We start from the raw sequence: 14132 nt of genomic DNA, 5'->3' as shown, positions 1-14132 counted from the left end.
TATAATGAATGATAATGATGAAACAAATACGCCACGCAAAATTTCAGATTGGCCAGGTTGTGAGCCACCGGATATTCGCTTTTCGCGGCGTAATCTTCGATGTCGATCCGGAATTCAACAATACGGAGGAATGGTATCAATCCATTCCCGAAGATATCCGGCCACGCCGTGACCAGCCATTCTACCATCTCTTCGCTGAAAATGCGGATAGCGAATATGTAGCCTATGTTTCGGAACAGAATCTTGTTCCAGACACAACCGGCGTGCCTTTACGGCATCCGCAGATCAAGGACATGTTCGAAAATCCGCAAAATGGTATCTATCGCGTCAAGAGTCCGCACATCAACTGAAATCAGCGCAATAAAAAAGGGACGCAAAGCGTCCCTTTTTTGTAGAGATGGCGATCAGTTGCCGGCTTTGGCTTTCGCCTGTTCGGCCTTCATCTTGTCTTCGAATTCCTTCTGACGCTTCTGGACTTCTTCCTGAAGTGTCTTCTGGCGATTTTCGATTTCCGACTGCTGCAGGCCGGGGCCGTCAAAAGCCTGGCTGAAACCGGTCAGCGCAACGTTGATCGGGTTCGGTTTGTTCTGGAAATTAACCGAAGTCAAAGTCAGCTGATTGCCCTTCTTGAAGGAAGCAACCAATTCGTCGGACATGGGAACTTCCGAAATGCAGCGATCCGGGAAGCAGATGGCGAAATCGATCTTCTGTGTCTTGCCGCCATTGATCTGAAGTCCGACGCCCGGAGCAATCAGACGACCGGTTGGGACGGAGACCTGGAAAATCTTGCGATTCACCTTGCCCTTGATTTCAATGAGGTTGACCGCGGTCAGAAGCTGGCCGCTATCGGCCGTTACGATGTTCTGCGTGTTGCAGATATCGTTTTCTTCCTGCTTGGAGCAAACCTTGAACCAACCCTGCGGCGTTCTCTGCTGCTGCTGGGCTGATGCTGGTACTGCCGCGGCGGCGAGTAATGCAATTGCACCCGCAATGGATGCGGTTGCAGCGAATGTCTTCGGGTTGGACATGGTCAACTGGTTCCTTTCAGCGCACTTATCCGAAGTGTAACTTGATCACTAAGAATTGCTCCATCTGGCTTGGTTACCAAATAAGGCAACAGAGTGACCCTTGGTCTCGAACGTCGTGTTACACTGCATGTTAATGCAAATCCAGACTACTTTTAGCACTGTTGTCATTTCGCGAAGATGATTACACCCGTTTGGCCGCAGAATCGTCACGAGATGGTAATCTTGTGGGCGAATCAAAGGGAAATCCCGCTAAGGGGACGCAAGGTTGAGACGATGTTGAAGAGAAGTTTCCAGATTTTGGCGCTGCTGGCCGTGGCTTGTTCGGCAACAAGTGCAGCTTTTGCCGAGCCAAAACATGGAATCGCCATGCGCGGTGAGCCCGCCCTGCCCGCTGATTACCAATATTTCCCCTATGTGAACCCTGACGCGCCCAAGGGCGGCTCGATCACCTATGGCGTCGTCGGTACATTCGATAGCCTGAACCCGTTTCTCGTAAAAAGCCTGCGCACCACAGCGCGCGGCATCTTCAATGACCTTCAATTCGGCAATCTGATTTATGAAACGCTCATGCAGCGCAGCGCCGATGAACCCTTCACCATGTATGGTCTGCTTGCCGAGACCGTGGAAACCAATGATGAGCGGACATGGGTTGAATTCACACTGAATCCGAAGGCAAAATGGTCGGATGGTGAGCCAATCACGCCTGAGGATGTTATTTTTACGTTCAACCTTTTGGCTGAAAAGGGTCTGCCTCAATACAAGCAGCGCATGGACCGAATTTCGAATATTGAGAAAATCGGTGAACGCGGTATTCGTTTTACCTTCAACGACAAGGCTGACCGCGAGTTTCCACTCGTTCTGGCTCTGATGCCGATTCTTCCCAAACACGCCATTGATCCAGAAAAATTCGACAGTTCACCACTGACACCGCCTATTGGCAGCGGCCCTTACACCATTGCAAAAATTCAGCCGGGTCAACGTATCGTCTACAAACGCAACCCCGCCTATTGGGCAGCCGATATTCCTAGCCGTCGCGGTTTCAATAATTTCGATACAGTCACCATCGAATATTTCCGTACTGAGCAATCACAGTTTGAGGCGTTCAAAAAGGGTGTCTTTGATATCTTCATGGAAGGCGATCCAAACAAATGGGCCTCGTCCTATAATTTTCCCGCATTCAAAGACGGGCGCGTCGTTCAGGAAACGTTTGAAACCAAATCACCATCCAATGTATTTGGCTTTGCATTCAATACACGGCGGGAAAAATTCGCTGATCGGGACGTACGCGGTGCGCTTTCGATGATGTTTGATTTCGAATGGACTAATCGCAATCTCTACGCAGGTCGATACCAGCGACTTGGCAGTTATTGGCAGGGTTCTGACCTATCTGCTCTCGGCAAACCAGCTGACGCTACCGAACGGGCTCTTCTTGCACCCTATCCAAATGCCGTTTCACCGGATGTGATGGATGGAACATACGTGCCAGCCCAGACTGACGGTTCCGGACGCGACCGCAAGGAAATGAAGCGCGCTTACGACACTCTCGTCAGCAAGGGATATTCAATTAAAGACGAAGTGATGCTGGACCCCAAGGGGATGCCGCTGACGTTTGAAATTCTCACCCGTTCCGTGGCCGAAGAACGGCTGGGCCTTGCCTATAAACGTACGCTTGAGCGCCTTGGCATCGGCGTTACAATTCGCACCGTCGATGATGCGCAATATCAAAAGCGTCTGGAAACCTTTGACTACGACATCATTCTCGGCGCCTATTCCGGCTCCCTTTCGCCCGGTTTTGAACAGACGCGCCGCTGGAGCAGCGTATCCCGGGATGTGAACGGCAGTTTCAATTATGCCGGCGTGGCTGATCCTGCCGTCGATGCTTTGATCAACGAGATGCTGGCTGTCCGCACCCAGACGAAGTTCGAGAGCGCTGTGCGGGCACTCGACAGGGTGTTGATTTCGGGGAATTATTTCGTACCTATTTACTACCAGCCCGCGCAATGGGTTGCCCGGTGGTCCTATATCAAGCATCCGGACAAGACATCCCTCATTGGCTACCAGCTCCCGACCTGGTGGTCCGATAAACGATAGGTTGAAATCATGAGCGAAAAGAAATTCACGATCGACGTTGTATCGGATGTCGTCTGCCCTTGGTGTTTTGTCGGTCGCAAGCGGCTTGAAAGTGCTCTCTCCCTTAACCCTGAACTGGATGTGACAGTCAATTGGCGGCCATTTCAGCTTGATCCCACCCTTCCCAAACAGGGCAAGGATCGCAATCGCTACATGACTGAAAAATTCGGCAGCAGCGATAAAATCTTTGAAGTGCATCAGCAATTGATCGAACTTGGCAAGGAAGAAGGCATTGAGTTTGATTTCGAGGCGATCGAAATCGCTCCGAATACGCTTGATGCACATCGTCTGATCCGTTGGGCGTCACAAGCCGGTCCCGATGTTCAGGACAAGATCGTTGGCATTCTGTTTTCCTACTATTTTGAACAGGGAAAGAATATTGGCGACCATCAGGTGCTGATTGAAGCTGCCGAAGAGGCAGGCATGGACAGTGCCATCGTGGCGAGCCTTTTGCCAACCGATGCGGACAGCGTTGGCGTGCGTCAGGAGATCGACACCGCCAACCAGATTGGCGTTCGCGGCGTTCCCTGCTTCATCCTCGACCAGAAATACGCGGTTATGGGTGCGCAATCCGCTGATGCACTGGCTGATGCCATTCGCCAGACGGCCGATGGGTTCGAGCCTCGACCAGTCTGATCCAAAAAACTGGCCGCTTATGCGGCGGCCAGTTTTGCCAATTGGGTCATCACTACAGCTGCGCCATTCAGGCGCTTTTCCGCCGTTGGCCAATCCCGCACGAATACAATGCTCTGATCCGGGCGGATTTTCGCCATTGAGCCCTGCTCGCCGATCATTTTCACCAATGCTGCCGGATTGTTGAACGTCTTGTTGCGGAACTGGATGACAATGCCCTTCGGCCCCGCATCAAGTTTGTCGACATTGGCGCGGCGGCAAAGCGCCTTGATATAAACGATCTTGAGCAGGTGCTGGACTTCATCCGGCAAAGGTCCGAACCGGTCGATAAGCTCTGCACCAAAGCCGTCAATGTCCTGCAACTCTTCCAGATCAGCCAGACGGCGATAGAGACCCAGACGCAATTGCAGGTCAGGCACATAGGTTTCCGGGATCATCACGGCTGTGCCCACAGCAATCTGCGGCGACCAGTGACCATCATCGACCTCGCCTGTCCCCTTGATCTCGGAAACGGCCTCCTCAAGCATTTGCTGATAGAGTTCGAAACCAACTTCCTTGATATGGCCTGACTGCTCTTCGCCGAGCAGATTGCCAGCACCGCGAATATCCATATCGTGGCTCGCCAGCTGAAAACCGGCACCGAGCGTATCAAGCGACTGCAACACTTTCAGCCTGCGGTCGGCCATCTGCGTCAGCATTTTGTTTGCAGGCAGCGTGAACAACGCAAAGGCACGCTGCTTCGAACGTCCAACCCGGCCGCGCAACTGATAAAGCTGGGCAAGACCGAACATATCGGCGCGGTGGATGATCAGCGTATTGGCCGTCGGAATATCGAGGCCGGATTCCACGATGGTTGTCGACAACAGCACATCATATTGCCCGTCATAGAAAGCATTCATGATGTCGTCGAGTTCGCCGGGCGGCATTTGCCCATGCGCAGTCGCCACTTTCAACTCCGGTACCTGCGAATCCAGAAAGTCCTTGATTTCGCTTAAGTCAGAGATACGCGGGCAGACATAAAAGCTCTGACCGCCTCGATAACGCTCGCGCAGCAATGTCTCGCGGATGACCAGAGGATCGAATGGCGACACGAATGTGCGCACTGCCATGCGATCCACCGGCGGCGTGGTGATCAGCGACAATTCACGAACGCCTGTCAGTGCCAGCTGCAATGTGCGCGGTATCGGTGTGGCTGACAGTGTCAGCACATGCACGTCAGATTTGAGATCTTTCAGCCGTTCCTTGTGCTTGACGCCAAAGTGCTGTTCTTCATCGATGATCAAAAGGCCGAGATTCTTGAACTTGATACCCGACCCGAGCAACGCGTGCGTGCCAACAACAATATCAATCTGACCTTCCGCAATGCCTTTCTTGTTCTCCGCCAATTCCTTGGAACCAACAAGTCGCGACGCCTGTGCCACATTCACAGGCAAACCCTGAAACCGCGTCGAAAATGTCTTGTAGTGCTGACGCGAAAGCAGTGTGGTTGGCACCACGACGGCCACCTGAACCCCATTGAGCGCCGCAACAAAGGCTGCACGCAGTGCCACTTCCGTCTTGCCAAACCCCACATCGCCGCAGATCAGGCGATCCATCGGCTTGCCGAGTGAAAGGTCATCAATGACAGCCTCAATGGCCCGGTCCTGATCTTCCGTCTCGTCATAGGGGAAACGTGCCGCAAACTCTCCATACAGCCCATCGGGTGGCGTAAGCACCGGTGCCCCGCGCATCTGCCGCTCCGCAGCAATGCGGATCAGATGCCCGGCAATCTCAAGCAGCCGTTTTTTCAGCTTGGCCTTGCGCGCCTGCCAGGCACCGCCGCCAAGCTTGTCGAGAACCGCCGTCGAGCTTTCCGAACCAAAGCGTGACAGAAGTTCGATATTTTCAACCGGCAGGAACAGGCGATCATCGCCCGCATAATGGATTTCGAGACAGTCATGCGGCGCACCCGCCGCTGTAATCGTGCGCAAACCGATAAACCGGCCGATACCGTGATCCACATGGACAACAATATCACCCGCATTCAGGGCAGCCACTTCGCTGATGAAATCCTGATCGCGCTTACGCCGCTTGGACCGGCGAATGAGCCGATCACCCAGAATATCCTGCTCGGCGACCACAACGAGATCGCCCGCATCAAAACCTGTTTCCAGCGACAAAATACCAGCGGTGATCTTGTCGCGAGCCAGTGCCTTGACCGTGCGCAGGTCTTCGACCAACTCGATCTTTTCGAGGCCATGCTCGTTCAGAACCTGTATCAGCCGGTCGCGCGATCCCTCGCTCCATGCGGCCAGCAGCACTTTTTTGCCCGCCGCGCGTTCATCGGCGATGTGCTTGACCACACTGTCGAACACATTGGCATCCTTGGCGGTGCGCTCCTCAACGAATGTCCGTCCACGATGGGCACCCGCATGGATCACTGACCGGCCCGTAACAAACGGTGCGTCGAAGGGCGAAAAATCAATCCGCATCCCCGATGAAATCGCCGCAGCCTCAACTTCCGCCGGTGTCAGATAGAGTGAGCCCGGTTCGACCGGCTTGTAAGGCACTGCTTCACCCGGTTCAGTACCATTGGACTGCTTTTTGCGCGCCTCATAGTGATCCACCACCATCTTATGGCGTTCGGCCATGGCTTCATGTGCCAGATGATCGAAAATAACAGGCATGTTGCCCGCATGATCAAATACGGTTTCCATACGCTCATAGAAGAGCGGTAACCAATGCTCCATGCCGGCAAAGCGGCGGCCTTCGGATATCGCCTGATAAAGAGCGTCATCACGCGAAGGCGCGCCGAATTTCTGCACATATTGCGAGCGGAACCGGCTGATTGTCTCGGGCGAGAGCGTGATTTCGCTCATCGGCTGCATGGAAAATTCGGTTTTCTGGCTTGATGTACGCTGGGACGCGGCATCGAAGGTGCGGATGGATTCGAGCGTATCACCGAAGAAATCAAGCCTTAGTGGCTCTTCCGCTCCCGGAACGAAAAGATCAAGAATACCACCGCGCACCGCGTATTCGCCAACATCGCGCACGGTCGAAACGCGCTCAAATCCATTGTTTTCAAGGCGTTGAACCAGTGCATTCATGTCAATTCTGTTGCCGGGCTTGGCGAGAAACAGCTGCTCAGCCAGTACTTTGCGCGGCGGTAGCTTTTGCAGCACCGCATTGGCGGTCGCCAGAATGACACCCGGATGTTTCTGATCGCGCAGGGAAGCAAGGCCAGCCAACGCCGCCAGCCGCCGTGCTGCCGTATCGGAACCGGGCGATACCCGATCATAGGGCAGACAGTCCCAGCCGGGCAGTTGCAGCACCGGCAGATCAGGCTGCACGAAATTCAAGACCTGCTCGATATCAGCAACGCGCTGGCCATCACTGGCGATGAACAGCACCGGACCGCCCGCGCCCGCTTCGGCAACCACTTTGGCCAGCGTAAAGGCTTCATAGCCATCGACCACGCCGTCAATGACGACATGTCCGTTGATATCCGGTTTCAGTCCGAGTTTGGAAAAGGCAGTCATGTCTGATCAGAATTTCATTGTGTTGCGAGAAGCCACGATCCTGTGAAAGATCGGCGTGTCATATTCGGCGGGAACCTCAGCCTCCCCTGTGACCCATTTGAGCAGGTCACGGTCAAGCGCTTCCATCAGTTCTTCATACTGATCAAGCTCGGCTTCCGTCAGGCTTTCAATATGTGCATCGGCAAATTGTCCGAGAATCAGATCCATCTCGCGCATGCCGCGATGCCAGGAACGGAACAGGATTTTGCGCTGTCTTGGTGGCAGATCAACTGTTGAACGACTGCTTCCGGTCATGGACAGTCTCCCTTGGAATATCATGAAAAGGCTTCGGCTGGGCGGGAAGCCATAGGATTGCGGCTGGGTATAGCGTGCATTGACGCCGCTGTCAGCCTTGCAACGCGCTTTGAAGACGTTAAACCTAAGGAATGCGTCCATCTTTGCTTGATCCCCTGTTTGCTTCCGTACGCTCGCTTCCCGGTATCGGACCGAAAGTGACGGGCCTGCTTGCCACTTTGCTCGGCACGCAGCCACCCGGAACCGAACCGCGCGTCGGTAATCTCGTTTATCTGCCGCCCAACAGTGTTATCGACAGGCGCAATCGCCCGGGAATCGCCTATGCACCGGAAGGTGCCATTGTCACGCTGGAAGTCCGTATTGATCGCCACCAGCCGGCACCAAAGGGACGCAGTAATGTCCCTCACCGCGTTTTTGCCCATGACGACACCGGTGAAATCGGCCTTGTCTTCTTTCACGCAAAGCTGGCTTGGCTTGAGAACATCATGCCGGTTGGCGAGACAGTCATCGTTTCCGGGCGCATCGAATGGTTCAACGGCAGACCGACCATGGTCCACCCGGATCATATCGCCGCTATTGCCGACGCCGCATCGCTGCCACTGGTCGAACCTGTTTATCCCCTGACCGCTGGCCTTTCGCCCAAAGTGCTGGCGCGGGGCGTACAGGAAGCTTTGGCGCGGGCACCTGACATGCCTGAGTGGATCGAGGAACCGGTTCTTGCCAAACATGCCTTTCCGACGCACCGGCAGGCGCTGGAAACGATTCATCGACCGCAAGACCCCACAGATATCGCGCTGGATCATCCGGCGCGCCAGCGGCTCGCCTATGACGAGTTTCTGGCCGGTCAACTGGCACTCGCCTTGGTTCGCCTCAAAACGCGGCGTCTGTCAGGCCGCAAACTGGAAGGCGATGGAAGTCTCAAGGCAAAGATTATTGCCGCATTGCCCTATGCGCTGACTGGCAGCCAGCAACAGGCAATCAAGGAAATCATCGCCGACCTGCGCGAACCGGAACGGATGCTCCGATTGCTGCAAGGCGATGTGGGATCGGGCAAAACCATCGTTGGTCTGCTTGCCATGGCCCATGCGGCGGAGTCAGGTGGGCAATCGGCTCTTATGGTTCCCACTGAAGTTCTGGCGCGCCAGCATTATACGACCATAGCACCACTGGCAGCAAAAGCTGGCCTGCGCACCGCATTGTTGACAGGCCGCGAAAAGGGCCGTGAACGCGAGGATATACTGGAAGGCCTGCGCACCGGAGCGATTCATATCATCATCGGCACCCACGCGCTCTTTCAGGAAAAGGTTAGCTACCACGACTTAGTATTTGTAATCATTGATGAACAGCACCGCTTTGGCGTTCATCAACGGCTGCTGCTTCAATCGAAGGGTTCGGCTCCTGACATGCTGGTCATGACCGCAACGCCCATCCCGCGCACGCTGGTTCTGACTGCCTTCGGTGACATGGATGTATCAAAACTGACAGAAAAACCCGCGGGTCGCCGTCCAATCACCACCGCGATTCTGCCGATGGAACGCCTTAGCGAATTGGTTGACCGTATGCGCCGAGCCATAGCCGACGGCCAGAAGATTTACTGGATCTGCCCGCTGGTTGAAGAATCCGAACTGGTTGACCTGGTTTCCGCCGAAGAGCGCTTTCAGTCGCTGCAACCTTTGCTTGGCGATCAGATCGGTTTGGTGCATGGCCGCATGACGGGGCCAGAAAAAGATGCGGCAATGCTCGCGTTCAAGAATGGCGAAACGCGGCTTCTGATTGCAACCACGGTCATTGAAGTCGGTGTTGATGTGCCCGATGCCACGATTATCGTTATTGAGCATGCTGAACGCTTCGGCCTTGCCCAGTTGCATCAGTTGCGCGGGCGGGTTGGCCGAGGTGACAAGCCTTCCACCTGTCTCCTTCTCTACAAGGGTCCACTGGGCGAAGTTGCCCGTGCGCGGCTGGAGATCATGCGCGAGACGGAAGACGGCTTTAGAATCGCTGAAGAAGACCTGAAACTGCGCGGCGAAGGTGAATTGCTGGGCACCCGGCAATCCGGCACACCGGGTTTTCGGCTTGCGAGTATCGAAGCTCATCAGGAGTTTCTGGAAATCGCCCGCAAGGATGCGCGTTACATTCTCGGGCGCGACCCGGAATTGCAGAGCGCGCGCGGCGAAGCTTTGCGCGTTCTGCTTTATCTCTTCGAGCGCGACGAGGCCGTGCGGCTCCTTCGCGCCGGGTAATTACTCCACCGTTACCGATTTCGCCAGATTACGCGGCTGATCCACGTCCGTGCCCATGAACACGGCGGTGTAATAAGCCAGCATCTGGATCGGCAGGGCGTAAATGATCGGTGTGATGATCTCGGGCATATCAGGCAGAATAACCGTATGCATGGTCTTCAACGTGCTGGCCGCAGCGCCGCGTGAATCGGTAATCAGAATGATCTTGCCACCGCGCGCCGCCACTTCCTGCATATTCGAGACGGTTTTTTCAAACCAACGATCATAGGGCGCAATGACGATGACAGGCATGTGTTCATCGATGAGGGCGATGGGACCATGCTTCAACTCGCCCGCCGCATAGCCTTCCGCATGAATATAGGAAATTTCCTTGAGTTTCAGCGCACCTTCAAGAGCCAGCGGAAAACTCGTGCCACGGCCGAGATAAAGCGCATGTTTGACCTGTGACAGATCGCGGCTGATCGCCTCCATCTGATGTTCCAGCTTCAATGCCTGCGTCGCATAGCGCGGAATCTCGGAAAGCTCATGCACAAGACGGCGCTCATCATCAGCCGAGATAGTTCCGCGCATCTTGCCTGCGGTCACCGCCAATGACGCAAGCGTTGCCAATTGGCATGTGAACGCCTTCGTCGAGGCAACGCCGACTTCCGGACCGGCTAGTGTCGGGAAAATAGAGTCGGACTCGCGCGCCATGGTCGATTCCTTGACATTGACCACAGAGCCGATCTTCAACCCTTGCTGCTTGCAATAACGCAGCGATGCCAAAGTATCCGCGGTTTCGCCCGACTGTGAAACGAACAGAGCAAGACTATCTTTCGACAATGGCATTTCGCGATAGCGGAATTCCGATGCGACATCGATATCAACCGGGAGCCGGGCAATCTGCTCAAACCAGTATTTACCGATCAGGCCGGCATAATAGGCTGTGCCGCATGCGGATGCCGCGATCCGGTCGATCTTGGCAAAATCAAACGGAACTGCATCGGTGCGAATGGTGCCCTTGGAAAAATCCAGGTAATTGGCCAGCGTATGGGAAATAACCTCCGGCTGCTCATGGATTTCCTTTTCCATGAAGTGGCGGCGATTGCCCTTGCTGACGAGAAACGCGGCGCCAGCAGATCTCTCGATCCGGCGCTTAACGGCCATGCCGCTTTCGTCATAGATCGCCACACTGTTGCGCGTCAGCACAGCCCAGTCACCGTCTTCAAGATAGGACAATCTGTCGGTAAACGGCGCAAGCGCAATGGCGTCCGAGCCCAGATACATTTCGCCGTCACCATAACCCACAGCAAGTGGCGGACCATTGCGAGCGGCAATCAGCAGATCCTCTTCGCCCTTGAACATGATTGCAATGGCGAAGGCGCCACGCAGTTCCGGCAAGCTCTGGCGAACCGCTTCAACAGGAGAAAGCCCGCGATCAAGCGCACGCGTCACAAGATGGGCAACGGTTTCCGTATCGGTTTCGGTTTCAAAGACATAGCCGTCTTTCTCAAGCATGCTGCGCAGCTCGGCGAAATTCTCGATAATGCCATTGTGGATTACGGCAAGACGCGGCGTCGTATGCGGATGCGCATTACGGACAGTCGGCGCACCATGCGTGGCCCAGCGCGTATGACCAATACCGATTGTGCCGCTGAGTGGCTCTTCCTTCAGAAGATTGTCCAGATTAACGAGCTTGCCTTCGGCACGGCGCCGGTCAAGCACGCCCTTGTCGAGTGTCGCAACGCCAGCGGAATCATAACCGCGATATTCCAGGCGTTTCAGCGCATCCACCAGCAATGGCGCAACCTGTTCGCGTCCGATAATTCCAACAATCCCGCACATAGAAAGCTCCGATGGCTCAGGGTCTCGATTTCTTCCTGCCTAAGGCGAATCTGCCACGGCAGGAAGTCAAATTACGTTTCAGTCTCTTGCATGAATTAAAAAGGGGCCTATTCAGCCTTCTTGGCTTTTTTTTGTGCGGCATAACGCTCGCGCAATAGCACAGCCCGCCCTTCCTTGATGACCTGATGTGCCCGGCCAAATGCCAGCGCGTCATCGGGTACATTCTGCGTAATCACACTGCCCGACGCCACATAGGCATTGTCACCAACAGAGACAGGTGCGACCAACGAGCTGTTGGAGCCGATAAAGGCACCTGCCCCGATCTCGGTCAAAGCCTTGTTATATCCGTCATAGTTGCAGGTAATGGTGCCAGCACCGATATTCGCGTCAATGCCGACGGTCGCATCGCCAAGATAGGTCAAATGACTCACCTTGGCACCTGCCCCCACCTTGGTATTCTTCACTTCCACAAAGTTGCCGATCTTGGCGTTTGCCGCAATATCGGCACCCGGACGCAGACGGCCATACGGCCCGACGGTCGCTCCCGGACCAACCTTTGCGCCTTCCAGATGCGAGAATGCATGAATGACGGCACCCGTCGCAATCGAAACACCCGGACCGAACACGATGTTCGGCTCAAGAACCACATCCGCGTCAATCAACGTATCATGGGCGAAAAACACTGTTTCCGGTGCCTGAATGCTCACCCCGGCCAGCATCATGGCGCGGCGCTTGCGGTTCTGCCAGATCGCTTCGGCTTCGGCCAGTTCCACACGCGTGTTGATGCCAATGATGTTCTCAACCGGAATTTCAATCGCGACTGCCAGTTTCCCAGCATCATTGGCGATTTCCACCACATCGGTCAGGTAATACTCGCCCTTGGCATTGGCATTCCCAACCTTGTCCAGAAGTTGCAGGGCGCTGTCACCACGCAGGGCCATAAAGCCGCCGTTGCAGAAACCGATTTTCTTCTCGTTCTCGCTGGCATCCTTGTCTTCGCGGATGGCAAGAAGTTTACCGTTTTCTTCGATGAGACGACCATAACCGGCTGGATTTTCCGGCCGGAAGCCCATGATAACCACGTCAGCACCATCATCAAGCTTGGCGCGTGCCTGATCCAGCGCTGCCGTTTCGATGAGTGGTGTATCGCCAAACAAGACAAGAATATCATCATAGCCACGCGCTATGGCATCACGTGCGGCAAGCACGGCATGGGCTGTTCCTAGCCGTTCCTTCTGTTCGTGGACCGTCACATTTGAAACAACTGATTTCACTGCGTCGCGAACAGCGTCGCCTTCGCGGCCAACCACAAGCGCAATGTCACCACTGCCAGCACTATGAACTGCCTTGGCCACATGGGCGACGATAGGCAGCCCGGCAATCGGGTGAAGCACTTTCGGTAGCGCTGATTTCATGCGCGTGCCCTCACCGGCGGCAAGAATAACCGAGAGGCAGGTACGTGATGTCATTGTCAGAATTCCGAATCCGTTTTGGCTAAACACAGTCTTATGCCTGATCGTGGCATAATCCCGGTTGCCAATGCATGAACAATTTCCGCTTCTTTAGCCGAGTTGGCCAAGGATTGGAAATGTTTCAAGCAGCCAGAAGGAGAATGTCTGCAATCCACCGGTCAGGAACAGGACACCTGTTGCCACAAGCAGCCCGCCCATTACCTTTTCCACTTTGCCAAGATGCATACGGAAACGCGTGAGGAAGCGCATGAAATAGCCGGAGAACAAGGCTGCAATAATAAACGGAATACCAAGACCGAGCGAATAGATCGCGAGCAGCAGTGCTCCATCCGAGACCGTATCGCGACCACCCGCAAGCGCGAGGATTGGTCCAAGAACAGGCCCGATGCAGGGTGTCCAGCCAAATGCAAAGGCAAGGCCCATCACATAGGCTGCCAGCGGATTGGCCGGCTTGCCCTTCGTCTGGAATCGCGCTTCACGCGACAGGAAGGCCAAGCGAAACACGCCGAGAAAATTCAACCCCATCAGGATAATCACGATACCCGCAACAATTGCGATTTCCTGCTGCCACATGCGCAGCAATCCACCAATCGTCGATGCGCCCGCTCCCAGCAATACAAACACAGTCGAAAAACCAAGGACAAAGCAGAATGACGACAGCAGCAGGGCCTGCCGAACCGGAGAAACACGCGCTGTGGGCTGGTCCGAACGGAAATCCTCCACGGTAACGCCAGCCATATAGCAGAGATAAGGCGGTACCAATGGCAGGACGCAGGGAGACAGGAAGGACAGCGCACCGGCACCGGCCGCGGTCAGATAAGAGACATCAAGCGCCATATGCGCTCCTCGTTTGGCATTGCAATTTCAACTCGTGGTGCCATAGGCCGAATCCCCCGCAAATTCCAATCACCTTTTCGCCAGTTCTGCGCACAATCCTCCCTTCACGTCCGATTTTAATGGCGTCATATCCGTGCGAAACGGCTTCATTGCTCA

Annotated in this window: 10 protein-coding genes; 4 read left to right on the top strand and 6 right to left on the bottom strand. The window is 54.9% G+C overall.

Going from position 1 to position 14132, the window contains the following annotated elements:
• The first annotated feature begins 11 nt into the window (after positions 1-11).
• On the top strand, positions 12-350 hold the full coding sequence (gene hspQ / locus FHW17_RS17040; protein WP_175540525.1) for a heat shock protein HspQ: 339 nt from the start codon (positions 12-14) through the stop codon (positions 348-350).
• Between the two features lie 54 nt (positions 351-404).
• Here hspQ and FHW17_RS17035 read toward each other — a convergent pair whose 3' ends face one another.
• Entirely contained in the window at positions 405-1028 is a 624-nt protein-coding gene (locus tag FHW17_RS17035) for an invasion associated locus B family protein (protein WP_112526724.1), read from the bottom strand.
• A 366-nt stretch (positions 1029-1394) separates the two neighbouring features.
• Between FHW17_RS17035 and FHW17_RS17030 the strand changes: the two genes are divergently transcribed.
• Together FHW17_RS17030 and FHW17_RS17025 are read left to right on the top strand one after the other, a co-directional pair.
• Entirely contained in the window at positions 1395-3119 is a 1725-nt protein-coding gene (locus FHW17_RS17030; RefSeq protein ID WP_246706896.1) for an extracellular solute-binding protein, read from the top strand.
• A gap of 9 nt (positions 3120-3128) precedes the next feature.
• On the top strand, positions 3129-3794 hold the full coding sequence (locus FHW17_RS17025) for a DsbA family oxidoreductase (RefSeq protein ID WP_112526720.1): 666 nt from the start codon (positions 3129-3131) through the stop codon (positions 3792-3794).
• Between the two features lie 17 nt (positions 3795-3811).
• Here the strand turns inward: FHW17_RS17025 and mfd are convergent, their stop codons facing one another.
• On the bottom strand, positions 3812-7309 hold the full coding sequence (gene mfd / locus FHW17_RS17020) for a transcription-repair coupling factor (protein ID WP_112526718.1): 3498 nt from the start codon (positions 7307-7309) through the stop codon (positions 3812-3814).
• Between the two features lie 6 nt (positions 7310-7315).
• A complete protein-coding gene (locus FHW17_RS17015) occupies positions 7316-7603 on the bottom strand; it encodes a succinate dehydrogenase assembly factor 2 (RefSeq protein ID WP_112526717.1) in 288 nt (95 codons plus the stop codon).
• Between the two features lie 131 nt (positions 7604-7734).
• On the opposite strand from FHW17_RS17015, the gene recG reads away from it, so the two are divergent.
• Positions 7735-9843: an ATP-dependent DNA helicase RecG gene (recG, locus tag FHW17_RS17010; RefSeq protein ID WP_182510390.1), complete on the top strand. Its 2109-nt coding sequence runs from the start codon at positions 7735-7737 to the stop codon at positions 9841-9843.
• Here the strand turns inward: recG and glmS are convergent, their stop codons facing one another.
• From glmS to FHW17_RS16995, 3 genes are all read right to left on the bottom strand, one after another.
• Positions 9844-11667 carry a glutamine--fructose-6-phosphate transaminase (isomerizing) gene (gene glmS / locus FHW17_RS17005; RefSeq protein WP_182510389.1) on the bottom strand — a complete coding sequence of 608 codons (1824 nt, stop codon included), beginning with the start codon at positions 11665-11667 and terminating at the stop codon, positions 9844-9846.
• 107 nt (positions 11668-11774) lie between these two features.
• Positions 11775-13136: a bifunctional UDP-N-acetylglucosamine diphosphorylase/glucosamine-1-phosphate N-acetyltransferase GlmU gene (gene glmU / locus FHW17_RS17000; protein WP_182510388.1), complete on the bottom strand. Its 1362-nt coding sequence runs from the start codon at positions 13134-13136 to the stop codon at positions 11775-11777.
• A 93-nt stretch (positions 13137-13229) separates the two neighbouring features.
• Positions 13230-13976 (bottom strand): cytochrome c biogenesis CcdA family protein, encoded by a 747-nt coding sequence (locus tag FHW17_RS16995; protein ID WP_182510387.1) that lies wholly within the window; start codon positions 13974-13976, stop codon positions 13230-13232.
• Positions 13977-14132 lie beyond the last annotated feature (156 nt).

Source organism: Phyllobacterium sp. P30BS-XVII (assembly GCF_014138335.1).
Taxonomy (GTDB): Bacteria; Pseudomonadota; Alphaproteobacteria; order Rhizobiales; family Rhizobiaceae; genus Phyllobacterium; species Phyllobacterium meliloti.
This window is presented reverse-complemented; position numbering and strand designations above follow the sequence as displayed.

Excerpts from the sequence above, each read along its gene's own strand:
- FHW17_RS17035 (WP_112526724.1), bottom strand. The coding sequence starts at position 1,028 with ATGTCCAACCCGAAGACATTCGCTGCAACCGCATCCATTGCGGGTGCA.
- glmU (WP_182510388.1), bottom strand. The coding sequence starts at position 13,136 with ATGACATCACGTACCTGCCTCTCGGTTATTCTTGCCGCCGGTGAGGGC.
- glmS (WP_182510389.1), bottom strand. The coding sequence starts at position 11,667 with ATGTGCGGGATTGTTGGAATTATCGGACGCGAACAGGTTGCGCCATTG.
- mfd (WP_112526718.1), bottom strand. The coding sequence starts at position 7,309 with ATGACTGCCTTTTCCAAACTCGGACTGAAACCGGATATCAACGGACAT.
- FHW17_RS16995 (WP_182510387.1), bottom strand. The coding sequence starts at position 13,976 with ATGGCGCTTGATGTCTCTTATCTGACCGCGGCCGGTGCCGGTGCGCTG.
- recG (WP_182510390.1), top strand. The coding sequence starts at position 7,735 with ATGCGTCCATCTTTGCTTGATCCCCTGTTTGCTTCCGTACGCTCGCTT.
- FHW17_RS17025 (WP_112526720.1), top strand. The coding sequence starts at position 3,129 with ATGAGCGAAAAGAAATTCACGATCGACGTTGTATCGGATGTCGTCTGC.
- FHW17_RS17015 (WP_112526717.1), bottom strand. The coding sequence starts at position 7,603 with ATGACCGGAAGCAGTCGTTCAACAGTTGATCTGCCACCAAGACAGCGC.
- FHW17_RS17030 (WP_246706896.1), top strand. The coding sequence starts at position 1,395 with ATGCGCGGTGAGCCCGCCCTGCCCGCTGATTACCAATATTTCCCCTAT.